General features: G+C 60.4%; 21 protein-coding genes. 17 read left to right on the top strand and 4 right to left on the bottom strand.

Annotation, left to right across the window (positions count from 1 at the left end; genetic code table 11):
• Positions 1-125: 125 nt before the first annotated feature.
• From L6966_RS00480 to L6966_RS00465, 4 genes are read left to right on the top strand one after another with little or no spacing between them, the layout of a single operon-like run.
• Complete coding sequence (locus L6966_RS00480; RefSeq protein WP_237232658.1) at positions 126-941, top strand: lytic transglycosylase domain-containing protein; 816 nt, start codon at positions 126-128, stop codon at positions 939-941.
• 54 nt (positions 942-995) lie between these two features.
• Positions 996-1,391: a phosphoribosyl-AMP cyclohydrolase gene (gene hisI / locus L6966_RS00475; RefSeq protein ID WP_237232657.1), complete on the top strand. Its 396-nt coding sequence runs from the start codon at positions 996-998 to the stop codon at positions 1,389-1,391.
• Between the two features lie 31 nt (positions 1,392-1,422).
• Positions 1,423-2,991, top strand: coding sequence for an anthranilate synthase component I (locus L6966_RS00470; RefSeq protein WP_237232656.1), 1,569 nt, complete (start codon positions 1,423-1,425; stop codon positions 2,989-2,991).
• Positions 2,992-3,648, top strand: a complete 657-nt coding sequence (locus tag L6966_RS00465; RefSeq protein WP_237232655.1) for a Trp biosynthesis-associated membrane protein — start codon at positions 2,992-2,994, stop codon at positions 3,646-3,648.
• Between the two features lie 91 nt (positions 3,649-3,739).
• On the opposite strand, the gene hutC is transcribed toward L6966_RS00465, so the two are convergent.
• Positions 3,740-4,486, bottom strand: coding sequence for a histidine utilization repressor (gene hutC / locus L6966_RS00460; protein ID WP_219336372.1), 747 nt, complete (start codon positions 4,484-4,486; stop codon positions 3,740-3,742).
• Between the two features lie 129 nt (positions 4,487-4,615).
• On the opposite strand from hutC, the gene hutU reads away from it, so the two are divergent.
• The 9 genes from hutU to lgt all read left to right on the top strand — a co-directional run bounded on the left by hutU (position 4,616) and on the right by lgt (position 14,834).
• The gene (gene hutU / locus L6966_RS00455; RefSeq protein ID WP_237232654.1) at positions 4,616-6,298 is read left to right on the top strand and encodes a urocanate hydratase; all 1,683 of its coding nucleotides are present in this window, start codon (positions 4,616-4,618) and stop codon (positions 6,296-6,298) included.
• A gap of 2 nt (positions 6,299-6,300) precedes the next feature.
• A complete protein-coding gene (gene hutI, locus L6966_RS00450) occupies positions 6,301-7,491 on the top strand; it encodes an imidazolonepropionase (RefSeq protein WP_237232653.1) in 1,191 nt (396 codons plus the stop codon).
• Positions 7,491-8,489, top strand: a complete 999-nt coding sequence (hutG, locus tag L6966_RS00445) for a formimidoylglutamase (RefSeq protein ID WP_237232652.1) — start codon at positions 7,491-7,493, stop codon at positions 8,487-8,489. The genes hutI and hutG overlap by 1 nt, the downstream gene beginning before the upstream one ends.
• A 156-nt stretch (positions 8,490-8,645) precedes the next feature.
• Positions 8,646-10,187 (top strand): histidine ammonia-lyase, encoded by a 1,542-nt coding sequence (gene hutH, locus L6966_RS00440; RefSeq protein ID WP_083093015.1) that lies wholly within the window; start codon positions 8,646-8,648, stop codon positions 10,185-10,187.
• 132 nt (positions 10,188-10,319) lie between these two features.
• Positions 10,320-10,568, top strand: coding sequence for an HGxxPAAW family protein (locus tag L6966_RS00435; RefSeq protein ID WP_083093013.1), 249 nt, complete (start codon positions 10,320-10,322; stop codon positions 10,566-10,568).
• Between the two features lie 188 nt (positions 10,569-10,756).
• Positions 10,757-11,578: an indole-3-glycerol phosphate synthase TrpC gene (gene trpC, locus L6966_RS00430; RefSeq protein WP_237232651.1), complete on the top strand. Its 822-nt coding sequence runs from the start codon at positions 10,757-10,759 to the stop codon at positions 11,576-11,578.
• Between the two features lie 107 nt (positions 11,579-11,685).
• Positions 11,686-13,065, top strand: coding sequence for a tryptophan synthase subunit beta (trpB, locus tag L6966_RS00425; RefSeq protein WP_419721869.1), 1,380 nt, complete (start codon positions 11,686-11,688; stop codon positions 13,063-13,065).
• Entirely contained in the window at positions 13,065-13,913 is an 849-nt protein-coding gene (gene trpA / locus L6966_RS00420) for a tryptophan synthase subunit alpha (RefSeq protein ID WP_237232649.1), read from the top strand. Before trpB ends, trpA begins: the two co-directional genes overlap by 1 nt.
• Before the next feature lie 12 nt (positions 13,914-13,925).
• On the top strand, positions 13,926-14,834 hold the full coding sequence (lgt, locus tag L6966_RS00415; protein ID WP_237232648.1) for a prolipoprotein diacylglyceryl transferase: 909 nt from the start codon (positions 13,926-13,928) through the stop codon (positions 14,832-14,834).
• Positions 14,835-14,990: 156 nt separating this feature from the next.
• Here lgt and L6966_RS00410 read toward each other — a convergent pair whose 3' ends face one another.
• The gene (locus L6966_RS00410; RefSeq protein WP_237232647.1) at positions 14,991-15,410 is read right to left on the bottom strand and encodes a hypothetical protein; all 420 of its coding nucleotides are present in this window, start codon (positions 15,408-15,410) and stop codon (positions 14,991-14,993) included.
• Positions 15,411-16,325: 915 nt separating this feature from the next.
• Between L6966_RS00410 and L6966_RS00405 the strand changes: the two genes are divergently transcribed.
• The gene (locus L6966_RS00405) at positions 16,326-16,778 is read left to right on the top strand and encodes a hypothetical protein (protein ID WP_237232646.1); all 453 of its coding nucleotides are present in this window, start codon (positions 16,326-16,328) and stop codon (positions 16,776-16,778) included.
• A gap of 71 nt (positions 16,779-16,849) precedes the next feature.
• On the opposite strand, the gene L6966_RS00400 is transcribed toward L6966_RS00405, so the two are convergent.
• Positions 16,850-17,857, bottom strand: a complete 1,008-nt coding sequence (locus L6966_RS00400; protein ID WP_237232645.1) for an aminoglycoside phosphotransferase family protein — start codon at positions 17,855-17,857, stop codon at positions 16,850-16,852.
• A 186-nt stretch (positions 17,858-18,043) separates the two neighbouring features.
• Between L6966_RS00400 and adhP the strand changes: the two genes are divergently transcribed.
• The 3 genes from adhP to L6966_RS00385 all read left to right on the top strand — a co-directional run bounded on the left by adhP (position 18,044) and on the right by L6966_RS00385 (position 25,830).
• Positions 18,044-19,087, top strand: a complete 1,044-nt coding sequence (gene adhP / locus L6966_RS00395; protein WP_237232644.1) for an alcohol dehydrogenase AdhP — start codon at positions 18,044-18,046, stop codon at positions 19,085-19,087.
• Between the two features lie 580 nt (positions 19,088-19,667).
• Positions 19,668-24,374: a glutamate synthase large subunit gene (gltB, locus tag L6966_RS00390; RefSeq protein ID WP_419721868.1), complete on the top strand. Its 4,707-nt coding sequence runs from the start codon at positions 19,668-19,670 to the stop codon at positions 24,372-24,374.
• Positions 24,367-25,830 carry a glutamate synthase subunit beta gene (locus L6966_RS00385; RefSeq protein ID WP_237232642.1) on the top strand — a complete coding sequence of 488 codons (1,464 nt, stop codon included), beginning with the start codon at positions 24,367-24,369 and terminating at the stop codon, positions 25,828-25,830. The genes gltB and L6966_RS00385 overlap by 8 nt, the downstream gene beginning before the upstream one ends.
• 115 nt (positions 25,831-25,945) lie before the next feature.
• On the opposite strand, the gene L6966_RS00380 is transcribed toward L6966_RS00385, so the two are convergent.
• Positions 25,946-26,524: a flavodoxin domain-containing protein gene (locus L6966_RS00380; protein ID WP_237232641.1), complete on the bottom strand. Its 579-nt coding sequence runs from the start codon at positions 26,522-26,524 to the stop codon at positions 25,946-25,948.
• Positions 26,525-26,608 lie beyond the last annotated feature (84 nt).

Here is a 26,608-nt window from a genome sequence, read left to right as displayed (position 1 = left end):
GCCCGGGAGCAGGAGCCGCAGGGCTTGGGGCGCAGGTTACGACATGCAGGAAACATTCAGCTCTCACGCACCGGTTCTTGACCTGCGCCAGCTAGGCTCTTATCAGCCCCACCGTGAAAGGTTCTATGCCAGTTTCTACCAAAGCCCGCCTGAGCCCCCTGTTTGCCCTGGCTGCCCTTGCCGTCAGTGGCTGTTCGGCATCCTTCCAAGGAGCATCCCGGGAGGATCTGCCCACCACGCTGCCCGCCGCGCCTGAGCAGGTGCTGCCGGCGTCCGCGCAGGAAAGCCCCTCAGACCAGACCCCCATCATTGAACTGGCAGATAGCTCCTGGCTTGATGCCACCGCTGAGGCCACCGATATTCCCCGGCGGGTGCTGGCAGCCTACGCCGGGGCATCCTTGCGCGTGGCCCAAACCTACCCGGAATGTCAGCTGGGCTGGAACACCATCGCGGGTATCGGTGCGGTCGAAACCCTGCACGGCACCTACCGGGGTTCCAGCACTGACCACGATGGAAATGTAACCCCCAAGATTTTTGGGCCCTCCCTCGACGGCAGCCCCGGAGTCATGGCTATCGAAGACTCCGATCAGGGTCAACTTGATGACGACACCGAGTGGGACCGGGCGGTGGGGCCCCTGCAGTTTATCCCCTCCACCTGGGACTACATCGGGCAGGACGGCAACGCCGACAGTAAACGCGACCCCCACCACATCGACGACGCGGCCCTGACCACCGCCGTCTACCTCTGCCAGGGCCAACGCGATACCAGCACCGATGAGGGCTGGCAACGCGGAGTGCTAGCCTACAACCGGTCGGTAGCCTACGCCAACCAGGTAGCCCACCAGGCAGCAACCTACGGGCAGGCAGCCCCGACCGCAGAGAACACCAGCGCAGAGAACATCAGCGCGGACGCCACCACCGGCGCAGCTACCAGCTCGTAGCCAGATGCTGAGAGCCGCCCCAGCCCCGCTACCGCCATCAGCTAGGATGGAAAGGTGACTACACCAGCACCAAGCGCCACCGACGGCGCAACCCTGCCCGCCGATATTGCTGACCGCCTCAAGCGCGACGAGAACGGCCTTTTTGCTGCCATCATCCAGCAGTACGACACCCGCGACGTGCTCATGCTCGGCTGGATGAACGACGAAGCCCTGCGCCGCACCCTCACCGAAGGGCGGGTCACCTTCTGGTCCCGCTCCCGCCAGGAATACTGGCGCAAGGGAGACACCAGCGGCCACTACCAGTACGTCAAAAGCGTCAGCATCGACTGCGACGGCGACGCCCTCCTCATCGAAGCTGATCAGGTAGGGGCAGCCTGCCATACCGGCACCACCACCTGCTTCCACGCCGGAGGCGCCCTGCCAGCTGCCACCGGCGTCCGCCCCGAATAGCACCCCAGACACACCACAACCAGAGGACACCATGCACGACTTGGGAATCGTAGAACCGACCCTAGAAGAGTTCCGTGAACTAGCTGCCAGCCGCCGCGTCATCCCCGTGCGTGTCAAGGTTCTTGCAGACGCCATGACCCCCATCGGCATCTACCGTGCCCTGGTTGCTGCCGACGGGGTGCCCGCCCCCGGCACCTTCCTACTGGAATCAGCCAACGAACTCAAGCAGTGGTCTCGCTACTCCTTTATCGGTGCCTCAAGCCGCTCAACCCTCACCACCAAGGACGGCAAGATTGTTTGGCAGGGTCTGACTCCTGCCGGTGCCCCCGTCGAGGGGGACCCCGTTGAAGCTATCCGCCAGACCCTAGAGATGCTCCACACCGAGCCCCTGGCGGGGCTGCCCCCGCTCACCAGCGGCCTGGTCGGCTACATGGGCTGGGACGTGGTGCGCCACTGGGAAAAGCTGCCCGGTGGACCAGCGGACGACGTCAACCTGCCCGAATTCGCCCTCAACATCGTCTCAGACATGGCAGTGCACGATAACGCCGACGGCACCGTCACCCTGATTGCCAACGCCATCAACTTCAACGGCACCGATGAAAACATCGACGCCGCCTACGCCGACGCCCTCTCCCGCGTCTACGCCATGATGGACAAGCTGGCCCAGCCCGCCCCCGACTCCGTCTCAACCCTCACCGGCACAGCAAACGTCGAAGCAAAAGTCGCCCAGGTCAAGCACACCTGGGCTGAACAGGGCTTCTTGGATGCTATCGACAAATCCAAGAAAAACATCCTGGACGGCGACGTCTTCCAGATTGTTATCTCCCGCCGCTTTGAAGCCGAGAACCGCGCCAGCGCCCTGGACGTCTACCGGGTACTGCGCCAGTCCAACCCCTCGCCCTACATGTACCTCTTCAACTTCGAGTCCACGGTCGATGGCGAGCCCTTCCAGATTGTCGGCTCCTCACCCGAAGCCCTGGTCACCCTCAAAAACGGCACCGCCACCACCCACCCCATCGCCGGGTCCCGTCCGCGCGGTGCCACCCGCGAAGAAGATACGGCCCTGGCCGAAGAACTCCTGGCCGACGAGAAGGAACGCTCCGAGCACCTCATGCTCATCGACCTGGCCCGCAACGACCTCTCCCGCATCGCAGTACCCGGTTCTGTCAATGTCACCCAGTTCATGGAAATCGAGCGCTTTAGCCACATCATGCACATCTCATCCGAGGTGCAGGCCCAGTTGGCCGAGGGCATGAATGCCTACGACGTGCTGCGCGTGGCCTTCCCCGCAGGCACCCTCTCCGGTGCCCCCAAGCCTCGCGCCATGCAACTACTGGACGAGTACGAGGTCAGCGCCCGCGGCGTCTACGGCGGTGTGTGCGGCTACTTCGATTTTGCGGGCAATATGGACATGGCCATTGCCATCCGCACCGCCGTGCTCAAGAGCGGGCGGGCCTATGTTCAGGCAGGAGCCGGTATCGTCATGGACTCGGTGCCTGCCTCTGAAGCCCAGGAAACCGTGAACAAGGCGGCAGCCCCCCTGCGCGCTGTGCTCACCGCTTCGGGCCTGGCCCCTCTGTCAACCGAGGTGATTGACTAGATGTCACAGCCAGCAGAGCACACGGACGCCGCCCAGCCCTTAGGTGGTAGCCAGGGCGGTCTCACGGGGGGAGGCTCGGCCCCTAGGTGGGCGCGCCCAGGCACGGTTATGCTGGGGTCAGCTGCCGCCGCCGCTACCGCCTTCCTGGCAACTCTGCCCACGTGGATTCAGGCTGAGGTGTCTACCGTTCTTGAAACCTCAACAATCGAAATATCGGGGGCAGATGCGGCTCCTGCTGTTTCAGCTCTTGCCCTGGTCGCCCTGGTTGCTTCGGTTGCTTTACGGATTGCGGGGCCTAAGCTCCGCAAGCTACTGGCAGTATTGATAGTGGGTGTGGGTGTGGGTGTCGCTTTTGCGGCCTTTGGTGTTCAAGCTGACCCGCAGGCTGCCTCACTGGCTCAGGTGAGCGCTGTAACCGGCACCAACGCTGCCGCCAACTCCTATAGGGTGACCGCCCTTCCCCTGCTAGCTGTTGCCGCCGGCGTTCTCGTCTGTCTCGCCGGTTTCTGGGCGCTGCTGGCATCGAGGCACTGGAAGTTCAGGCAGAAGTATGACCGTTCAGCTGCTCGTGCTGCCCGCCTTGCTGCCACCGATGAGAACCCCGATGAGATTGACACCTGGGACTCGCTGACCGAGGGTAAGGACCCCACCCAGTAGGGAGCACCGTCTAAAACGAGTCAAGCCGCAGGCCCGCTGTGATACTGCCGGGCCTGCGGCTTTTTGCTTGCTGTATCCGCCCTATTGGGGGTTAGCTGCCAAAGGAGCCTTCGAGGCGGCTGCGGGAGCCGGGGTGTAGGAGCACCACCTGGCTGATGAGTTCATCGCCTGACCAGGTGCTGCGCAGCAGGCGCAGGCAGGGGGTGGCCGGAGTGATGTGCAGGTCGGACGCCTGGGCGCTGGTAGGTAGCACAGCCTCAACGGTGTGCGTGCCCCGGGTAATAGGGGAGCACTGCCCCAGGTAAAAGTTGGGGGTAATACTGGTGAAGTCCTGCTGGAGATAGTCGGGGATAGCCTGAGCGTTCACGTAGCGCTCTTCGCGCTGAATGGGTAGCCCATCGTCGTAGTGCACCAGCACGCTGTGAAAGACCCTCTCGCCCAGCTCGGGTGCTAGGCGGCGCTGGGCCTGGTTAGCCGTTATCTCTTCGAGGGTGAGCACCCGGCTGCTGTGGGTGTGGCCGCGTTCGGTAATTTCATCGGCAATATTGCGTACCTCAAAGAGGGCTGAGGAGTTTTTGTGCTCTGCCACGAAGGTGCCCACTCCGCGGGTACGCACCAGCAGACCTTCAAGCGTCATTTCGCGAATAGCGCGGTTGACGGTCATGCGGGAGAGCCCTAGGGCGCTGGCTATTTCGTTTTCTGAGGGGATGGTTTCACCTGCGTCCCAGTGCCCGCTGTTGATTTGCTCGGTGATGATGGTTTTGAGGAGCTGGTAGGAGGGTGCCTTGCGGTCTTTGTGGTCAGCGAACTGCTGGGACAAGTCGGTGATTTTTTCCACGCCTACTCCATTGACAAGTAGTTGTATATACAAGAAGATGGGTGTGTGACCCCCTTCATCTTCCCACTGTACCGCCCCGGTGCGGTCAGGTAAAAGTAAAGATCCAGAAGCCGGGCGAAGTAGACCATCATGTACAAAGGAGTAGGCATGACCACCAGCGGCCCCCGCCCTGTCCGCGCCCCTCGCGGCCCTGAACTCAACACCCTCGGCTGGCAGCAGGAAGGTGCCCTGCGCATGCTCATGAACAACCTTGACCCCGAGGTTGCAGAGCACCCCGATAACCTGGTGGTCTACGGCGGCACCGGCCGCGCAGCCCGCTCCTGGGAAGCCTTTGACGCCATCGTCGCCACCCTCAAGACTCTCAAAGATGACGAGACCATGCTGGTGCAGTCCGGTAAGCCCGTGGGTGTCTTCCGCACCAACGAGTGGGCACCTCGCGTGCTACTGGCTAACTCCAACCTGGTGGGTGACTGGGCCAACTGGGAGCACTTCCGCAAGCTCGAAGCCGAAGGCCTGATGATGTACGGCCAGATGACCGCGGGCTCCTGGATCTACATCGGCACCCAGGGTATTCTGCAGGGCACCTACGAGACTTTCGGCGCGGTTGCCCGCAAGCGCTTTGGCGGCACCCTGGCTGGCACCATTACCCTCACCGCAGGTCTGGGCGGCATGGGCGGGGCCCAGCCCCTGGCTGTGACCATGAACGAGGGCGTCGCAATCTGTGTGGACGTGGACGAGTCCCGCGTTGACCGCCGCATCGACCACAAGTACCTGGACGTCAAGGCCCGCGACCTGGACCACGCCCTGGAACTGGCGGTTGAGGCCCGCGACGCCAAGAAGGCCCTGTCTATCGGTGTGGTCGGCAATGCCGCCGAGATCTTCCCCGAGCTGCTGCGCCGCAAGGCCCCCATCGACATCGTCACCGACCAGACCAGCGCCCACGACCCGCTCAGCTACCTGCCCACCGAGGTCAGCTTCGAAAACTGGAAGGCAGAGGCTACCCGCGACCCCGAGCTCTTCACCCAGCGCTCCCGTCAGTCTATGGCAGCCCACGTTGAGGCCATGGTGGGCTTTATGGACGCCGGTGCTGAGGTCTTCGACTACGGCAACTCTATTCGCGATGAGGCCCGCAAGGCAGGCTACCAGCGAGCCTTCGACTTCCCCGGCTTTGTGCCCGCCTACATCCGCCCCCTCTTCGAAGAGGGCCTGGGCCCCTTCCGCTGGTGCGCTCTTTCCGGTGACCCCGAGGACATCAAGAAGACCGATGCGGCTATTCTCGAACTCTTCCCCGAGAACGAGCACCTGGCGCGCTGGATCACCATGGCCGGTGAAAAGGTCGCCTACGAGGGCCTGCCCGCCCGCATCTGCTGGCTAGGCTACGGCGAACGCCACAAGGCAGGCCTCAAGTTCAACGAAATGGTGGCAAACGGTGAGCTCTCTGCCCCCATCGCCATTGGCCGTGACCACCTGGATTCCGGTTCGGTAGCCTCCCCCTACCGCGAAACCGAGCGCATGAAGGACGGCACCGACGCGGTTGCTGACTGGCCCCTGCTCAACGCCCTGGTCAACACTTCATCGGGTGCCTCCTGGGTCTCCATTCACCACGGTGGCGGCGTAGGTATGGGCCGGTCTATCCATGCGGGCCAGGTCTCCATCGCAGACGGCTCTGAGCTGGCAGCTGCCAAGCTGGAGCGGGTGCTGACCAACGACCCCGGCATGGGCGTGATTCGTCACGCGGACGCCGGTTACGAGTACGCCCAGCAGGTTGCCGCTGAGCGCGGTGTTCGTATTCCCATGCAGGAAAACCGCTAGTCATGACCAGCCGTCTCTTGACCAATATCGGGTCGCTCGTCACCAATGACCCCACCCTTGGCCGGGGGCCGTTGGGCGTGCTGGAACAGGCCGCCCTTGTGGTGGAGCAGGGCCGTATTGCCTGGGTTGGCCCTGCCAGCCAGGCACCGGCGTCCGACCGCTGCGTTGATCTGGGCGGGCGAGCTGTGCTGCCGGGTTTCGTGGAATCCCACTCCCACCTGGTTTTTGCCGGGGACCGCTCCCACGAGTTCGCTGCCCGTATGGAGGGCAAGCCCTATGAGGCCGGTGGCATCCGCACCACCATCGAGGCCACCCGGGCCGCCAGTGCAGCCGAGCTAGAATTCAACACCCGCTCTCTCATGCAGGAGTACGCCCGGGCCGGGGCAACCACGATTGAGGTAAAGACCGGCTACGGCCAGTCAGCAGAGTCTGAGCTGAAGTCGGTGCAGGTCGCCGCTGCCTGCACCGACGAGGTCACCCTGCTGGCTGCCCATGTGGCTCCGCCGGAGTACCGGGATAAGCAGGACGAGTACGTTCAGATGGTGGTCGACACCATGATTCCCGAGTGCGCCCCCTACGCCTCCTGGATCGATGTTTTCTGCGAGCGCGGGGCTTTTAGTGAGGACGAGTCGCGGGCAGTTCTGCAGGCAGGAATGGCTGCCGGTTTGAAGGCTCGCGTGCACGGCAACCAGCTGACCTACGGGGCCGGTGTGCAGCTGGCAGTGGAGCTGGGGGCTGCCAGCGTGGACCACGTGGTCTACCTGTCGGACGCGGACGTGGACGCCCTGGCCAACAGTTCTACGGTGGCTACGGTGCTGCCCGGTGCAGACTTTTCTACCCGGGGCGACTACCCCAATGCCCGCCGCCTGCTGGATGCCGGGGCTACCGTGGCCCTGGGGGCTGACTGCAACCCCGGCACCTCCTTCACCACCTCCATTCCCTTCTGCATTGCCCTGGCCGTGCGGGATCTTCACATGAGCCCGGACGAAGCTATCTGGGCAGCAACCGCCGGGGGAGCGGCAGCCCTGGGTCGCACCGACATCGGTGCCCTGACCGTGGGAGCCCGCGCCGACGTCCTGGCCCTGGACGCCCCCAACCACCTGCACCTGGCCTACCGGCCCGGCGTGCCCCTGGTCGCCGGCGTCTGGAAGGACGGCCAGACAGTCGTACCCCTGCACCGGGAGGAGATCTAGTGATACAGGTACAGACCGACCGCCCAGCCCCGGCCTGGAAGGGACGCAACGACGGGCCCGGCACCGAGTACCGCAGGCTCTTCCAGGCGGTGCAGCCGGCCAGTCAGCTGAACCAGCAGCCGGACGCCGTCTTCATCGGTTTTGCCTCCGACGAGGGCGTGCGCCGCAACCAGGGGCGCCCCGGCGCAACAGAGGGGCCAGCTGCCCTCCGCAAGGCCCTGGGAACCCTGGCCCTGGCACGGGCCTTTGGGAGTGACCGGCGTGCTGATGTGGTCTTAGCCGACGCAGGTGACGTCCTCGTTGAAGACGACCACCTCGAAGCCGGCCAGGAGCGCCTGGGCCAGGCTGTCGCCTCCGTCCTCGACGCTGGGAGCCTGCCGGTGGTGCTCGGGGGCGGGCACGAGGTTGCCTACGGAACCTACCTGGGAGTAGCCACCTCAGCCCTCCGCCAGCAGGCAGGTAAGAGCAGCCACCTGGGCATCCTCAACCTAGATGCCCACTTTGACCTGAGGGCTGCTGGGCAGGCCACCAGCGGCACCCCCTTTAGCCAGGCCCTGGCCCGAGAAGCCGAACAGGGCGGGCAAATCACCTACGCGGTCATCGGTATTTCAGAGGCAGCCAACACCCAGGTGCTCTTTGACGCAGCCAACACCCAGGGGGTCGCCTACCTGGTAGACGAAGAAGTGACCTGGGCGAACACAGCCGTTCTCGACGAGTTCCTGGCAGCTTTCCTTGCTAGCGTCGACCTGGTGTACCTGACCCTGGACCTAGACGTGCTCCCGGCAGCCGTTGCCCCCGGCGTCAGCGCCCCGGCCGCCCTGGGGGTTGATACGGCCATCATCAACCGAATCGTGGGGCAGGTAGCCGCCTCCGGCAAACTTGCGGTCTTTGACGTTGCCGAACTCAACCCCTCCCTGGATATCGACGGGCGCACCGCCAAAACCGCAGCCCGCCTGATACACACCGTCCTGACCCGGCACACGCCCTTGCCGGGGTAAGGAACTTTACAGGTTCTGCAGGCTCACGCCCGCCCCGCCTTACGGCGGATTCCGTGCTCTCTTGTGTGCTCGCGCGCTCGCACCCGGGCACTTCATCCAAGCCAGTAGCTTGGCTGTGAGCCTGCTTCACCTCGTACACTTTCAAAGGAGAAAATCATGACCACCACCGTCACCGTCGGCACCGGGCCCGTGAGCTTCGCTGACCTTATCGCTGTTGCCCGCCACGGCGCAGCCGTCACCGTCAGCAGCGAAGCCCTGGCCGAAATCGAGAAGTCTAGCCAGCGCATCCGCGACCTGGCTAACCAGGACCGCCCCGTTTACGGGGTTTCCACCGGTTTCGGCGCCCTGGCCAACAAGCACATTCCCCTGGAGATGCGCCAGGCCCTGCAAGGCGGCCTCATCCGCTCCCATGCGGCAGGATCTGGCCCCGAGGTTGAAACCGAAGTCATCCGCGCCCTCATGCTCCTGCGTCTTTCAACCTTGGCAACCGGCCGTACCGGTGTCCGCCCGGTTGTCGCCCAGGCCTACGCCGACATGCTCTCGGCTGGGTTGACCCCGGTGGTGCGCGAGTACGGCTCCCTGGGCTGCTCCGGGGATTTGGCACCCCTATCCCACTGCGCCCTGGCCATTATGGGCGAGGGGCAGGTGCGGGACACCGACGGTAGGCTCTACGAGACCGCCGAGGCGTTTGAGAAGTTCGGGCTGACCCCGGTCGAACTGGCTGAGAAGGAGGGCCTGGCCCTGATCAACGGCACCGACGGCATGCTGGGTATGCTGGTACTGGCCCTGACCGATCTGGACGCCCTGGTCAAGCTGGCCGACGTGGCTGCGGCCATGAGTGTTGAGGGGCTCGCCGGTACCGACCGCGTCTTTGCCCCCGAGCTGCACCAGCTGCGCCCCCACCCCGGCCAGGGGGCTGCCGCTGCCAACATGAAGAAGGTGCTCGAAGGCTCCGGTATTATTCAGCACCACGCCGAGAACGTCACCACCTACGTGCAGGACGCCTACTCCCTGCGCTGCGCACCCCAGGTCGCTGGCGCTGTACGCGACACCATCGAACACGCCCGCACCGTTGCCCTGCGCGAGCTGGCCTCGGCCGTCGATAACCCCGTGGTGACCCTGGATGGCCGCGTAGAATCAAACGGTAACTTCCACGGCGCCCCGGTGGCCTACGTGCTGGACTTCCTGGCTATTGCCGTGGCTGACGCAGCCTCCATTTCGGAGCGCCGCACCGACCGCTTCCTGGATGTTGCCCGCAACCGCGGCCTGCCGCCCTTCCTAGCCGATGACCCCGGCGTGGACTCAGGCCATATGATTGCCCAGTACACCCAGGCTGCTATCGTCTCCGAGCTCAAGCGCCTGGCCGTACCAGCCTCGGTAGACTCCATTCCTTCTTCTGCTATGCAGGAGGACCACGTCTCCATGGGCTGGTCGGCTGCCCGCAAGCTGCGCAAGGCGGTGGATGGGCTCACCCGCGTCCTTGCCATCGAAATCCTCACCGCCGCCCGCGGTATCGACCTGCGCGCCCCGCAGACCCCCTCACCGGCAACTGCCGCTGTGATTGAGCGCCTGCGCAAGGACGTGGCGGGCCCCGGCCCTGACCGTTTCCTCTCACCCGAAATTGAGCAGACCGTCGAACTGGTCGCCAACGGTGAGCTACTAGCGGCAGTCGAGAGTGTCACCGGGAGCTTTGCCTAAGGAAATAAAAAGGCACACGGGCACCTAACTGGGCCAAAGAGCCCCCTATCTTCTAAGATAGAGATAAGTATCTGTGTGCTCGGCACCCCATACACCGGCAAGCGCACGCCCACACACTACAAGGAGACTCACATGGCTCAGCAGACCGTTGAGATGATTCCCGACCTGCCCTACAATAACCACGGCAACACCACAGCCTCCTGGGCCATGACATTGATTATGATTCTGGGTTCTATCGTCGCTGCCGTTGGTTTTTGCATCGCGAACACTCCCATCTTTATCGTGGGCGTCGCTGTGATTGCTATCGGCGTTGTTGCCGGTATTGTGCTACGTTCTGCTGGTTACGGCCAAGGCGGCAAGCACACCAAGTACCACCACTAAGCCCGCTCCCGGGCCTCATGCCAGTGAGGGCACCCAGCTGAATCAGCCGGGTGCCCTTTCTGCTTGAACGACCTGTTCTCACCGGGTGAACCCGCCTGGCGCACAGGCCCCGGGCTACGAGATACTAGAAAGAGTTTTTACCAGCGCCTTCCGCTGGCACCATATACTGAAGCACCATAAGGGGCACCATGACCGTACTTGATGACATCATTGTAGGCGTGCGCGAAGATATGCAGGCACGCATGCAGATTCTGCCCCTCGACAAGGTGAAGGAGCAGGCTGACGTTGCCGCCCCAGCTCTCAACGCCTATGAGGCTCTGCGCGGCCTGGCACAGAACACAGTGCAGGTTATCGCTGAGGTCAAGCGGTCCTCTCCCTCTAAGGGGGCTCTTTCTGATATTCCTGACCCCGCTGACCTGGCTGCTGCCTACGAAGCTGGGGGAGCAGCTGCCATTTCGGTCCTGACTGAGGAGCGCCGTTTTAGGGGCACCCTGGCTGACCTGGACGCCGTCCGAGCCGCTGTGTCTATTCCGGTGTTGCGCAAGGACTTTACCGTTGATGAGTACCAGATTTATGAGGCCCGCGCCCACGGGGCTGACCTAATCCTGCTCATCGTCGCAGCCCTGGACGACGCCACCCTGCGCCGCTTTCTCGACCTGACTCACGAACTTGGCATGAACGCCCTGGTCGAAACCCACACACCCGAAGAAATCGAGCGGGCAATCAATGTAGGGGCCCGCATCGTGGGTGTGAACGTGCGCAACCTCAAGACCCTTGAGGTCGATAACGCCAACTTCAGCAAGCTGGCCCCCCTGCTCCCTGCTGATGCTGTGATTGTGGCTGAATCCGGTGTAGCTTCACCTGAGGACGTTGCCGCTTACGCCTCGAACGGAGCGCAGGTTGTGTTAGTGGGTGAGGCCCTGGTCAAATCTGGCACCCCCACCGAGACTCTGCGCGACTTCCGTGCAGCGGGTGAAGCTGCCCGCTCTAGCTGGCTGGCCTCTCACTAGCCTGAACTTTACCTTGTGCAAGCAGTTTAAGCGGGCCACGCCGGGCGTCGGCGTCCTCGGTGAAACATGCCTGCCACAGCAACCAGCCCAGCAGATAAATAGACTTTATGACCACCCACTCGAAGGGAAAACCCGTGACTGAAACCCTGGCAGACCAGTTCTTGGCAGCAGGCCAGAGCCTGAAGAACGCCCCCGGCCCCTACTTTGGCCAGTACGGTGGCCGCTACATGGCAGAATCTCTCATCGCGGCCATGGACGAGCTCGAAGAAACCTTTGAAAAGGCCAAGCTCGACCCCGACTTCATCGATGAATTCCGCCGCCTTTCAGCCGAATACTCCAACCGCCCCTCCCTGCTGACCGAGGTGCCCCGCCTCTCGGCAGCAGCCGGGGGAGTGCGCTTCTTCCTCAAACGAGAAGACCTCAACCACACCGGATCCCACAAGATCAACAATGTCATCGGCCAGGCCCTACTGGCTAAGCGCATGGGCAAGACCCGCCTGATTGCCGAAACCGGCGCAGGCCAGCACGGCGTCGCCACCGCCACCGCAGCTGCCCTCTTCGGCATGGAATGTGTGGTCTACATGGGCGAAGAAGACACTGAGCGCCAGGCCCTCAACGTCGCCCGTATGCAGCTGCTGGGTGCCACCGTCATTGCCGTGCAGACCGGCTCCCGCACCCTCAAGGATGCTATCAACGAGGCCCTGCGCGACTGGGTCTCCAACGTCGATACCACCCATTACCTGCTGGGTACCGCAGCCGGTGCCCACCCCTTCCCGGCCATGGTGCGCTACTTCCACGACGCCATCGGTTCTGAGGCCCGCGAACAGTTCCTCGAAGCCACCGGCACCCTGCCCACCGGCATTGCCGCCTGCGTCGGCGGCGGCTCAAACGCCATCGGCCTCTTCCACGCCTTCCTCGACGACGCCGACGTCAAAATCTACGGCTTCGAAGCAGGCGGTGACGGGCTCGACACCGACCGACACGCGGCCACCATCAACCTGGGCCGCCCCGGCATGCTCCACGGGGCCATCACCTACCTCATGCAGGATGAGGACGGCCAGACCATCGAGTCCCACTCCATCTCAGCGGGTCTTGACTACCCCGGCGTCGGCCCCGAACACGCCTACCTTTCAGACATCGGCCGCGTGGACTACCAGGCGGTCACCGACACCGAAGCCATGGACGCCCTACGCCTGCTCTGCCGCACCGAAGGCATCATCCCAGCCCTCGAATCAGCCCACGCCCTGGCAGGTGCCCTGCGCGTTGCCCGTCAGTGGGCAGATGAAGACCCTGCCACCGCGCACGAAAAGTCCATGATTGTCTGCCTCTCTGGGCGAGGGGATAAGGATATGGAAACCGCGCTCAAGTGGTTCGGCCTGGGCAAGGCCATTCCCTCCACCAGCCTGAACGTGGGCAACAAGGAAGCGGCGGCAGAGACCACCGCAGAGAACGACAAGGCTATGCAGAACGAAAGCAAGGGTGCCTAATGAGCCACATCGATTTTCAGGACGAAACCCGCTACTCGGTGCGCAAGGGCACCTTCCCTGCCCCCAACCCCGATTCCAAGCTGGCCGCCCGCCTCGCCGCGTGTAAGGCTGAGGGCCGTGCGGCCCTGATTGGCTACCTGCCGGTGGGCTACCCCAGCGTGGACGAGTCTATTGAGGCTGCCATCGAGATGGGCAAGAACGGGGTCGATATTATCGAGCTGGGCCTGCCCTACTCGGACCCGGTGATGGACGGCCCCGTGATTCAGCGGGCCACCGTTGAGGCGATTGAGAAGGGCTTCCGCACCGATGACCTCTTCCGGGCCGTGCGCGAGATTACCGCCGCCACCGACGCTGTAGTTCTGGTCATGACCTACTGGAACCCTGTACTACGCCGGGGTGTTGACCGTTTTGCCGAGGAGCTAGCTGCTGCCGGTGGCGCCGGTCTGATTACCCCCGACCTGGTACCCGATGAGGCCGCCGACTGGTTTGAAGCCTCAGAAAAGCACGGCCTGGACCGTATCTTCCTGGCAGCTATCTCCTCCAGCCCCGAGCGTCTTTCCCTGATTTCGCAGGCTTCCAGCGGCTTTGTCTACGCTGTCTCGGTGATGGGTGTGACCGGTGCCCGGTCATCGGTCAATACCGCCGCCGAGACTCTGGTCGCTGACCTGCGGGCCGCTGGCGCTCCCGCTGCCTGCGTGGGGCTGGGCGTTTCTCAGCGCGAACACGTGGAAGAAATCGGTGCCTATGCAGATGGCGTGATTGTGGGTACCGCCCTGGTTAAGGCTCTAGCTGAGGGTGGACCGTCCGCTGTTGCCGCCCTGACCCGCCAGCTGGCTGGTCGCGAGTAGGGGAAGTCGCCCATGACAGCTACCGTCCTTGCCTCTATTCCTTCGCCGTCTATCTCCACTCTTGAGCTGGGCCCCCTGACCATCCACTTCTATGCCCTCTGCATACTGGCGGGTATCGCGGTCTGCATGTGGCTGACTGGCCGCCGCTGGGCTGCCTGGGGTGAAGACCCCGAATGCGTCTGGGACGTTGCCATGTGGGCCATTCCCTCGGGTATTATTGGTGCCCGCCTCTATCACGTGCTCATTACCGACCCCGGCTCCTACTTTGGTGCTGGCGCTGACCCGCTTGATGTCTTCAAGATTTGGGAGGGCGGCATCGGCATTATGGGCGCCATTTCGGTCGGTGGCTTGGGCGCCTGGTACGCCTGCCGCCGCTACGGCATTTCGCTGGCTAAGTTCGCGGACGCCGCAGCCCCCGGCATCATGATTGCCCAGGCTATGGGCCGCTGGGGTAACTGGTTTAACCAGGAGCTCTTTGGCAAGCCCACCACCCTGCCCTGGGGCCTGGAGATTTCGGCCTCTTCACCCAACTTTCCCGACCAGTACCCGGCCGGTACGCTCTTTCACCCAACTTTTCTGTACGAATCCCTCTGGAACCTACTTGGTGCAGCCCTGCTGATTGCCCTGGGCCGCCGCGGCATTTTCCAGCTGGGCCAGGTCTTTTGGGCTTATGTTGTCTGGTACGGTTTCGGCCGCCTGATGATTGAGACTTTCCTGCGGATCGATACCGCTGAAATGCTGCTGGGGGTTCGTATCCACGTATGGACTTCTGGCCTGATTATGCTGCTGGGCATCGTTATGTTTGCGATCATGGGGCTACGGGCCCGCAGACGTGGTGAACTCCCGGGCGCCTATATGCAGGGTGCTGTCGTGCCCAGCGCGGACGAGCCCGCCCCGGCGTCCGTCCGCTCCGGGGAGTAATACTAACCCCGTCCTTTGGGTAATATCCCACTCTAGAGTGGGATATTACCCAAAGGACGGGGTTCTTCCGGTGCTTGTGGAATTTTGTGAGTATTTGGTTGATAGAACTCACTCATTAGAATTCGAAAAAACCGCTGTTGTGGGTTGAAATATATATCAACTCGACATTCTTAGAAGTAAAAGGTCGTCGGTCACATTCAATTCGCTGAGGCCTAGTTGTTTTCGGAGACTATTTCTGAGTGCAATAATTACCTTTTTTAAATCTCCGCCTTCTCTGTTCTGACTGGAGGAAATTTGTAACATAAATTGTCTTGCGGCTTCAATTTCCTCCTGCTCTCCAAGAAGCATGATGTCGGATAAAGCTTCTTCCAGTCCTTGCGTTTGCTCGAGGGATCTGTTTTCCCTATTGGCTACATCGCTCAATTTTCGGTAGGCTGAAATTAGGAACTCAATTCTTTGGTCACGCCTCTCTTTCTTTCGTTCGTTCCAGGCTGTGAGTATGTGTACAACGATTGAAGCCAAAAGTCCACTAAGTAGCGATATGATAATTGAGGCAATAAATGTTGGATTTGACATATAAGTCCTTTGTTGCGGATTGGTTTCCGGGATAAATCATACTATAGTGTAAGGTTGATGTGCTGAATGTCAGGATATAACCCCAAAATTACTTCCGTAGTGAGGGTTGTTCATAAGGGGATCCTCAATTTTTTTGCCGCTGGTGGGGCTGTTGTCTAGTTAGTGGTTGCATTCCTTATGAATAACCCTCAGTGTTCACAGCTGTAGTTATTTGTTGAAAAACCGCTTGTTGTGGTTTAAGTAAATTGGATGCTCTTATCACGTCCTTCCCTCCTGGTTGTACTTGGAAATAGTATAGTTATTTATGTGTGCAGAAATTGTTTGCAGCATATTTCTTTAGTCAAATTTTCCACCCTAATTGGGATTTGGCAAATATGTGCGAAATCAATTAATTTTGAATAATAAAGAAAGTGGATAAATCAGAACCTGCCGGTGAATCTCTGGCAGTTGTAAGGAGTTATTGTTTTGCATAGTTGTAAGCGTCAGGGTACAAAAGAGAAATTTCAGTGCGAAGCAGGAGAATCTACTGTGACTTTTGAATAACCAATGTTGAATGGGAAATTAGGTGGTTTCAAAACTAATTTTTTTCGTATGAGGATGGCAAATCTATTGATGACTATCGGTTGCAGTGCCCGCAGGAGATGCATGAGCCTTTCGAAGTGAATGGGGGTAACGAATTGTTATGAGATTTCTTCCTCTAAGCAACCAGAGCACTCCCACCTTTAATTCGTATGCAAGTATTGTTGAAGGCGGTGATTAGTAGCAGAAACCGCATTTATTCTGAAAAGTCCGCAACTAGTTGCGGGTACATCAGAATAAGTGCGGATTACTTTTTGCTCTGGGCCAGCACAAGATTGATATGGCTACTTATTAAATGGTAGGGTAGAGGTAGTCAGCTTCACAGAGGAGGTAATCATGAGGTATTCATCTTTCCCAAATCTCACAACGGTTCCGGCGTATCTGCTGTCTTCTACCCTGTGGGCGCTGGCAAGTTACGGGCTGCTTGTCTCGCTTGGAACAGTATTTTCTTCGCGATTTTTCCAGCCCGGGCTAACGATTTTGTTCGTTACCTGGTGTGGTATCGCGCTGGCGTTCTTGGCTCTACACCACCGGGTCAAAGCTGAGCGTGAACAAGCAGATGGTGCAAAGCGCCGTGGAAACTTCGACTCCTGGCTGCCGGGTAACCCTGTTGAAGCTGTGGCGGCACTGCTTATATATGGTTGTGCTGCCAATGGTGCTGTATATGTCATCGCGTCAATGGTTGGAGTAGGTTTTACCTGGGTCACGGCGCTCTTGGGGCTGGTGGCAGCGCTTCCGGTTGCCGCTGCTGGTTTCAACCGAAACCTGGCTCGCGGTGGTAACACCTAACCAGGGCGCCTAATCCGCATTTATTCTGAAAAGTCCGCAACTAGTTGCGGGTACATCAGAATAAGTGCGGATTACTTTTCGCCCCGGGCCAGTCTGGTCAATAGGGCGGAGGCTCGGTGGGCCCGCATATTCACCAGCGACGCGTTGGTCGATTCGCTGGGCTTCATAGTTGAAGCGTACAGATAGTAGCCCGCTAGTGCGACGACATTGGCCTTCAAAAACTCAAGCGGAGGGCGCAAGGACGCCGGGATCAGCTCCCTCACCTCGGTGAGGCTCAGGCTAGGGTCGGCAATCAGGGCGTCCGTCGCTACAGAAGCGACGTCAAAGTGGGGATTGCCCACCGTTGCCCAGGGCCAGTCAATCAAAACTGCTTCACCAGTGGGGCGAATCAGAATATTGTCGCCCCGCAGGTCCGTATGTACATAGGAGCTTCCTGCCAGGTGGGCAACCAGGTGCTCATCGACAAAGGCGGCAAAATCAGCAGCCTTCTGGTTAACAAAGGGCAACAGGTCTACCAGCTCCTGGTAGGAGTCGGTTCCCCGAATGTAGGCCAGCTGTTCTAGGGCCACACCCTGGGCGAGCCTGTGCCAAAAAACGAGTTCTTCGGTCAGGTCCGCTTCAGTGGCCGGCAGCTTGAGCTCCGCATTCACAGGAACCCGGCTTATACCGTCCAGGGCCCGAAAAACGGCGGCCAGTTCCTCTCTTCGCCAGGGGTATTCTGGGTGCCGCCCTTCGATATCTTCCAGGAGCAGGGCAACCCAGCCTGTGCCGTCCACCTCTAAAAAATCACGGGTGGCAAGGACGGCCGGTGTTGGGGCACTACGGGGGAAGGCTGAGGTAATTTTGCCCTCCTTGCGGTGCAGGGTAGCTGTTTGAGGGTGAACAGCTGCGTCGACAGCCTTGAGAAAAGCCCTACGCCCGTTATTGGCAATCAGGCGGTCAGCGGTGCCCAGGCTAAACCCGCCTTGCTGGGTTACTGCGGATATGACGGGCGCGCCGAGTGCTTGCGTGACCCAGTCCTGAATCTGCTGGGGGAGTTCAGCCCAGGTGAGCCGTTGTGATGTTGTGGCACGTGACATGGCTCTAGTGTAGTCACCCAGCCTATCTTAGGGGTAATGAAACCTTGAGATAGCGGTCTTAGGGAGTGGCAGACACCTCGACACTTAACAAAAAATAATGGGTAGGCCTAGCCATGAGCGATGGAAACCCCTAGGCTTTAAGTGAGCCACAACACGTATCCGGCCTATGTTGTAAGGGGACACCTTATGTCAACCATGAAAGCAGTTGTTGTATCTGACCGCCTTGATGGCACCGTAGATATTAAAGACGTGCCCATCCCTGAAGTTGGGCATGGCCAAGTGCTTGCAAAAATTGAATACTCAGGCATCTGCCATACTGACCTGCACGTTGCAGCCAGTGACTTTGGCGAAAAGCCCGGCCGTATCTTGGGCCACGAGGGCGTTGGTGTCATTACCGAGGTTGGCCCCGGTGTTGACCATCTACAGGTGGGGGATCGCGTCTGTGTTCCCTGGTTCTTCAAGGGCTGCGGCTACTGCGAATACTGCACCAGCGGCCGTGAGACTTTCTGCCGTACCGTCCTCAACGCAGGGTACACCGCAGACGGTGGTATGAGCGAGTACACCCTGCTCTACGCGGATTACACCGTCAAAGTGCCTGATGCTCTTGACCCCGTTGAGGCTTCCTCCATCACTTGTGCGGGCGTAACTACCTATAAGGCGGTCAAGGAGTCCGGTGTACGCCCCGGCCAGTGGATTGTCTGCTTCGGCGCCGGCGGTCTGGGTAACCTTTCTGTGCAGTACGCCAAGAATGTCTTTGGCGCTCAGGTCATTGCAGTTGACCTTAACGAAGACAAGCTGGTTCTGGCAAAAGATAGCGGTGCTGACGTGGTCATCAACGCCCAGAATGTTGAGGACGTAGTCGGAGAGATCAAGAACATCACCGAAGGGGCAGGTGCTCACGTAGCGGTTGTAACGGCTGTGGCCAAGGCTGCCTTCAACCAGGCTGTTGAGTCGGTACGTGCTGGTGGAACCGTGGTTGCGGTTGGCCTGCCCACCGAATCGATGGACCTCAATATTCCCCGTCTGGTCCTTGATGGAATCAGGATTCAGGGCTCACTGGTGGGTACTCGTCAAGACCTTGCAGAGGCTTTTGAGTTTGGTGCCCAGGGGCGCGTCAAGCCTGTCGTCCAGCTTCGCCCCGTTGAGGATGCCCAGGCCATCTTTGACGAAATGCACGCAGGCCTCATTAATGGACGCATGGTGCTCGACTTTACCGGTCAAACCAAGTAACCATATAGGAATCATTATTTTCCGGCGGGCCCATCATGCGATGGGCCCGCCGGATGCTGGTGTCTGGGCTACTTGTGGGCAGGCAATGTCTCAATGAACCGAAGTATGAGACTTTTGGTCAAAATATGAGATTCCACGTTTCACTCGTGTTTCAATTTATCGCCACTCTCGTTACGGCTCGCAGAGGAGAATAACGATAAATATTCATTATCTAATTGCTTTCTGCCCTAATGTAGAGCGTGCCTTGTATCGCAAGAGACCCAGACTCATGGGAGAACGATGCGTATACCTCTTTGAGCACCTATTGAATCTTTACATGCAGGCGCGTATAAATTTACACATACGTAACGAAGTCGCAGAAAACTGAGCACAGTAACCTCGTACGCCACAACCCGGCGCGAGGAACAGTAAGTTAGGGGCCCCACCGGGTGACCCACCAGAATTACGCGCTCACCGAATCAGCGAGGCGACCACTGACCACTCGTGCTGCAAGGGAGCGGCTAAACCACCGGCGTCCTACCCTCTCCCGCACACGCCTACCCGTTTAGCCCCCAGCAACACCGGAATAACGTAAGTAGGAATGGCCATGAGTCACACACCGATTGGCGGTACAACAGAAGCTGCAGAGAACCTTGCCCAAGATTCCCAGACCCTTGGGCAGGCACCCTCACCTTTCACCACCTTCGCCTCCATTCCTGGGGCAACCGGGCTCTATGACCCTGCCAACGAAAAAGACGCCTGCGGGCTGGCCATGATTGCCACCCTGCGAGGCACCCCCGGTCATGACATCGTCGATCACGCCCTGACCGCCCTGCGCCGCCTCGAACACCGCGGTGCTGTGGGTGCGGACGAGGGGACTGGAGATGGTGCCGGTATCCTGCTGCAAATTCCCGACGCCTTCCTACGCGAAGTGGTCGACTTCGACCTGCCTGAACCCGGCAAATACGCTGTGGGCACCGCCTACCTGCCTACCGGCGGAGTTAACGCCGACGAACTCAAAGACGGTCTAGCCCAGATTGCTGAAAAAGAAGGCCTGCGCGTCCTGGGCTGGCGTGAGGTGCCGGTCAAAGCAGACATTGTGGGCAAGGCTGCCCGCGAGGTTATGCCCTACTTTGTGCAGATGTTCATTGCCGAAGCCTCTGGCGAAGACCTGGACGCCGTCAACGCCCCCTTTACCGGGCACATCCCCGTCATCAACCTGGACGAAGACTCGGAACGTCACCAGCTTGACCAGAAGGCCTTTCGTGTGCGCAAGCGTGCCCAGCACAAACTCGGCGTCTACTTCCCCTCCTTCTCATCGCGCACTATCGTCTACAAGGGCATGCTGACCACCGCTCAGCTGGAACCCTTCTACCCCGATCTCTCAGACCCCCGTTTTGCTACCAAACTGGCCATCGTCCACTCGCGTTTTTCAACCAATACCTTCCCCTCCTGGCCACTAGCCCAGCCCTTCCGTACCATCGCCCACAACGGCGAAATCAACACGGTCAAGGGTAATCGCAACTGGATGCGCGCCCGCCAGTCCCAGCTCAAGTCACCCGTGCTGGGCCGCAATCCCGAAGAGCTCTTCCCTATCTGCTCGGTGGGTGCCTCAGACTCGCAGAGCTTTGATGAGGTAGCCGAACTGCTCATGCTCTCGGGCCGCTCGGCTGCCCAGGTGCTGATGATGATGGTTCCCGAGGCCTGGGAAAACCACGAGACCATGGACGAGGACCGCCGCGCCTTCTACCGCTACCACTCCTCTCTCATGGAGCCCTGGGATGGCCCCGCCGCTATCGCCTTCACCGACGGTGACAATGTTGGCTCCGTGCTTGACCGCAACGGCCTGCGCCCCGGCCGCTACTGGGTCACCGATGATGGCCTAGTTATTCTTGCCTCTGAGGTGGGCGTGGTTGACATGCCCGAAGAGAAGATTGTTGAGAAGGGCCGCGTTTCTCCTGGCACAATGTTCTTTGTGGACACCAAGGCCGGGCGTCTGGTTCCAGACGAAGAGGTCAAGGCCGCAGTTGCCGCCGAACAGCCCTGGAAGCAGTGGGCTGATGAGAATATCGTTGACCTTGCTGACCTGCCCGAGCGCGAGCACATCCGTGCCTCCCGCAAGTCTATTCTCAAGCGCCAGCAGACCTTCGGTTATACCGAGGAAGAGCTGCGCAAGATTCTGGCTCCTATGGCTAAGACCGGGGCTGAGCCTATCTACGCCATGGGCACTGATACACCGATTGCAGTGCTTTCCACCCGTCACCGCCTGCTCTTTGACTATTTTGTACAGTCCTTTGCGCAGGTGACCAACCCGCCCCTGGACTCCATCCGCGAAGAGCTGGTCACCAGTCTTAGGACCTCCATTGGCGCTGACGGCAACCTGCTCCGCAAGGGCCGGGTGAAGGTCCGCCACGTGGGCCTGGATTTTCCTGTTATCAACAACGATGAACTCGACAAAATCGTACACATCGAAGATGAGGACGGTATGCCCGCCGCCCTCAAGGTATCCGGTCTTTACCCCGCGCATGGGGGAGAGGAAGCCCTGCGTGCCCGCATCGCTGAAATTTGTGAGAAGGTCTCAGCGGCCGTGGAACGCGGTGTGCACTTCCTGATTCTCTCTGACCGTAACTCTAACGGAGCCTGGGCGCCGATCCCCTCATTACTCTTGACCAGCGCCGTCCACCACCATCTGTTGCGTTCTGCGACCCGCACCAAGGTTGCCCTCATCGTTGAAGCAGGCGATGTGCGGGAGGTCCACCATGTAGCTACCCTGATTGGTTACGGTGCCTCAGCGGTCAACCCTTACCTGGCTATGGAATCTGTTGAAGAGCTGGTTGCCCAGGGCGAAATTACCGGTGTTACCGAGTCTGAGGCCGTCTACAACCTCATTAAGGCCCTGGGCAAGGGGTTGCAGAAGATTATGTCAAAGATGGGCATCTCAACCGTCTCCTCCTATTGCGGTGCCCAGACCTTCGAAGCTCTAGGCCTCTCCCAGCAGGTCGTTGACCAGTACTTCACCGGCACCCACTCCCAGATGGACGGCGTGGGGCTGAACGTCATCGAAGCTGAGGTCCGTAAGCGTCACCACGACGCCTACCCCGATGACGGTGTTGCCGTGCCCCACCGTGCCCTAGAGACCGGCGGTGAGTACGACTGGCGCCGGGAGGGCCCACCGCACCTCTTCAATCCCGAGACCATTTTCCGCCTGCAACACTCCACCAAGACCCGCCGCTACGACATCTTCAAGTCCTACACCAAGCTGGTTGATGACCAGGCCAAGGATTTGATGACCCTGCGCGGCCTCTTTACCTTTGCCGAGGGCCGCCAGTCGGTTCCCCTTGACGAGGTTGAGCCGGTCAGTGAGATTGTCAAGCGTTTCTCGACCGGTGCTATGAGCTACGGCTCTATCTCTAAGGAGGCTCACGAGACCCTGGCTATTGCCATGAACCGCCTGGGCGCTAAGTCCAACACAGGTGAGGGTGGCGAGGACGTTGACCGCCTGCTGGATCCCGAGCGCCGCTCCGCTATCAAGCAGGTTGCCTCCGGCCGCTTCGGCGTCACCTCCCTTTACCTAACCAACGCCGACGATATCCAAATTAAGATGGCCCAGGGTGCAAAGCCCGGTGAGGGCGGCCAGCTTATGGCTGCCAAGGTCTACCCCTGGGTAGCTAAGACCCGCCACTCGACCCCCGGCGTCACCCTGATTTCGCCTCCGCCTCACCACGATATCTACTCCATTGAGGATCTGGCTCAGCTGATCTACGACTGCAAGCGCGCCAACCCATCTGCCCGCGTGCACGTCAAGCTGGTCTCTGAAATCGGTATTGGCACTGTGGCGGCTGGCGTGACCAAGGCCAAGGCCGACGTCGTGCTCATTTCGGGCCATGACGGCGGCACCGGCGCAGCCCCGCTCAACTCCCTCAAACACGCAGGTGCTCCCTGGGAGCTTGGCCTGGCTGAGGCCCAGCAGACCCTCATGATTAACGGTCTGCGCGACCGTGTGGTGGTGCAGGCGGACGGTCAGCTTAAGACCGGCCGCGACGTCATCATCGCCGCCCTGCTCGGCGCAGAAGAATACGGCTTTGCCACTGCCCCGCTGGTGGTCGAGGGCTGCATTATGATGCGCAAGTGCCACCTGGACACCTGCCCGGTCGGTGTTGCCACCCAGAACCCAGATTTGCGTGCCCGCTTTACCGGTCAGGCTGACCACGTGGTCAACTTCTTCGAGTTCATTGCCCAAGAGGTGCGCGAATACCTGGCGGCTCTCGGCTTCCGTACCCTGGACGAGGCCATCGGCCACGCTGAAGCGCTCGATATGTCTCGGGCTATCGACCACTGGAAGGCTGACGGGCTGGATCTTTCGAGGGTGCTGACCTCCACCGCCGTAGAGTACCCGGGGCAGGGCATCCGCCACCTCAAGGACCAGGACCACGAGCTAGAGAAGCACATCGACAACACCTTCATCCAGGCCGCAGCTGTTACCTTGAGTAGTCGCAAGGCTGTGAGTATTGATTCGCCGGTGGTTAACACCGATAGGTCGGTGGGCACCATGCTGGGCTACCACGTCACCAAGACCTTCGGCACCGATCTGCTGGAGCACAATTCCATCACCTTGAATCTGACCGGCCACGCCGGCCAGTCCCTGGGTGCCTTCCTGCCGCAGGGCATCACCATCCGCCTGACCGGTGACTCCAACGACTATGTAGGCAAGGGCCTCTCCGGTGGCCGCATTATCGTGGCTCCGGACGCTGCCGCCCCCCTGGTAGCCGAAGAGAATGTGGTTGCCGGTAACGTCATCGGCTACGGCGCCACCAGCGGCGAAATGTTTATCCGCGGTATCGTCGGTGAGCGCTTCTTAGTCCGTAACTCCGGCGCAACTGCCGTGGTTGAAGGCATTGGTGATCACGGCTGTGAGTATATGACCGGCGGTAAGACCCTGATTCTGGGCTCAACCGGCCGTAACTTCGGAGCCGGTATGAGCGGTGGAGTGGCTTACGTACTCGATCTCAATATGGCAAAAGTTAATAAGCAGTCCCGTGAGTCTGGCGAGTTGACCTTCCTTGAACTGAGCGAGGACGACCGCGCCGAGGTTGCCCAGCTTTTGACCCGCCACCGTACCGAGACCGGCTCAGACCTGGCCTCCGCCCTGCTAGCCGATCTGGAAGGCACCTACGCCCGCATCACCAAGGTGCTACCGCGCGACTTCGCAGCTGTTCAAGAAATCCGTGCCGAGGCTGAAGCCGCTGGCGAAGACACTGAATCCATGCAGGTTTGGAACAAGATTTTGGAGGTGACCGCTCGTGGCTGATCCCCGCGGTTTTCTGAAAGTAACCACCCGTCAAGACCGACCCAAGCGCCCCGTGCCCGTGCGCATCCTTGACTGGAACGAGGTGCAGGTCGCCCAGAACTCGGCTGTGCTCAAGACCCAGGCCTCCCGCTGCATGGACTGCGGTGTGCCCTTCTGCCACGTCGGCTGCCCCCTGGGTAACCTAATTCCTGAATGGAACGACCTGACCTGGCGTGAACAGACCGAGAAGGCTGTGGAGCGTCTGCACGCTACCAACAACTTCCCCGAGTTCACCGGGCGTGTCTGCCCGGCTCCCTGCGAGACCTCCTGTGTGCTGGGTATCAACCAGCCTGCGGTGACTATCAAGCAGATTGAATACTCTATTGCTGAGCAGGCCTTTGAGGGTGGCTATATCGAGCCGATTATGCCCGACCGTATGCTCGATAAGACCGTGGCTGTGGTCGGTTCAGGCCCCGCAGGTCTGGCAGCTGCCCAGCAGCTGACGCAGGCCGGTTTCACGGTTGCTGTCTTTGAACGCGATGACAAAATCGGTGGCCTGCTACGCTACGGCATTCCCGACTTCAAGCTGGAAAAAGATATCGTTGACCGCCGTATCGAGGTGATGAAGGCCGAAGGAACCCGCTTCCGTACCGGCGTTGACATCGGTAAAGACATCACCTGGGATGACCTCAAGCGCCGCTACGACGCCGTCATTGTTGCCACCGGTGCCACCGCCCCTCGTGCCCTGCCCATTCCCGGGGCCGACCTGGACGGTGTCCACTATGCCATGCCCTACCTGACCGAAGCCAACCGAGTCGTGGCCGGTGACCTCACCGCCCCCACTATTGACGCAGCAGGTAAGCAGGTCATCGTGCTCGGCGGCGGCGACACCGGCTCAGACTGTATCGGCACCGCAGTGCGCCAGGGCGCAGCCTCCATTACCACCCTGGCTATTGGTGCTCAGCCCCCAGCCGACCGCGCAGACCACGAGCCCTGGCCCATGTTCCCCAAGGTCTTTGAGGTCTCCTCATCTCATGAGGAAGGCGGTGAACGTAAGTACCTGGCCTCTACCGTGGAGTTTGTAGGTGAAAACGGTAAGCTCACCGGTCTTAAGGTGGCTGAAACCGAATACCTGCCCGACGGCCGTCGCGTACCCAAGGCGGGCACCGAACACGTGATCCCTGCTGACCTGGTCTTCTTGGCCCTAGGCTTCACCGGCCAAGAAAACGATGCCATCACCGCTCAAGCTGGCGCCGAGCTTGACAGCCGCACCAACGTGGCCCGCGACGAGAACTATATGACCAACGTCTCCGGCATCTTCTCGTGTGGTGATGCGGGCCGCGGCCAGTCGCTGGTGGTCTGGGCTATCGCCGAAGGGCGTGCCTGTGCGGCTGCCGTGGAAAAATACCTGACGGGATCGACCCTGTTGCCTGCGCCGGTCGCCCCATCAGACCGAGCAATAGGCTTGACCATCTAATCTCCAGCCCAAATCAGCTGGGTAGCCGCCTACACCTAGTAACGTCCCCGTGCCCCTGAAGCAGGGTCACGGGGACGTTCGTAGGCAAGGACGCTTCGGTGGGGAGCGCCTAGACTTAGGCCGGTAGATAGCCCTTGACCTGCTCGACGAGGGGGGCAACCCAGGAGCGGTCCATGTGGTCGGCGCCGCCGTTTTCGAAGGCTTCGATGAGCTGCTTATCGTACTCGTTCTGTTTGGGCTTGAGTTTATAGGCAGTTTTGACGCCGGTTAGTGCGGTCCTGTGGAGCTTAGACATCTCGCTCATCTTGAGGCCACCGCGAAAATGGTAGGCGGGGCGGTCACCGGCAACGTCGGCTTTAAAGCTTTTCATCACGCGCTCGTCTAGGTAGGAGCGGGGGTAGACCTCAGTACCGTTGAAGGAGACGGTGTAAAAGAGGCGGTGGGGCACCTTGAGCATGGCCTCGCGGCGCTTGCGTAGGGTAGGAGCGCCGGTCAGGAAGCCACCCAGGTAGCTGGCACCCACAATGAGCACGTCGGCTTGCTCAATTATCTCGTCAGTGGCTTCAGCGATGGGGGAGAGCGTCACTTCTGGGGCAGCAGGTAGTGCGCGCAGGTCTTCTGCGATCCACTGGGCATACCGTTCGGTGTGGCCGTAGGCCGAGCCGAAGAGAATGAGGACGTGAGGGGCTGGCATCTCGTTACTTTCTGAGGTTGTGTCTTTAGAATTGAGTTTTGGTCAAGCAACAGCATACGCCGGGTTGGTGGGAGAACCTCGATG

The sequence above is a fragment of the Rothia nasisuis genome (genome assembly GCF_928381405.1).
In the GTDB taxonomy this organism is placed as follows: domain Bacteria; phylum Actinomycetota; class Actinomycetes; order Actinomycetales; family Micrococcaceae; genus Rothia; species Rothia nasisuis.
The sequence above is the reverse complement of the archived record's forward strand: the minus strand, read 5'-3'. Positions and strand labels throughout refer to the sequence as shown.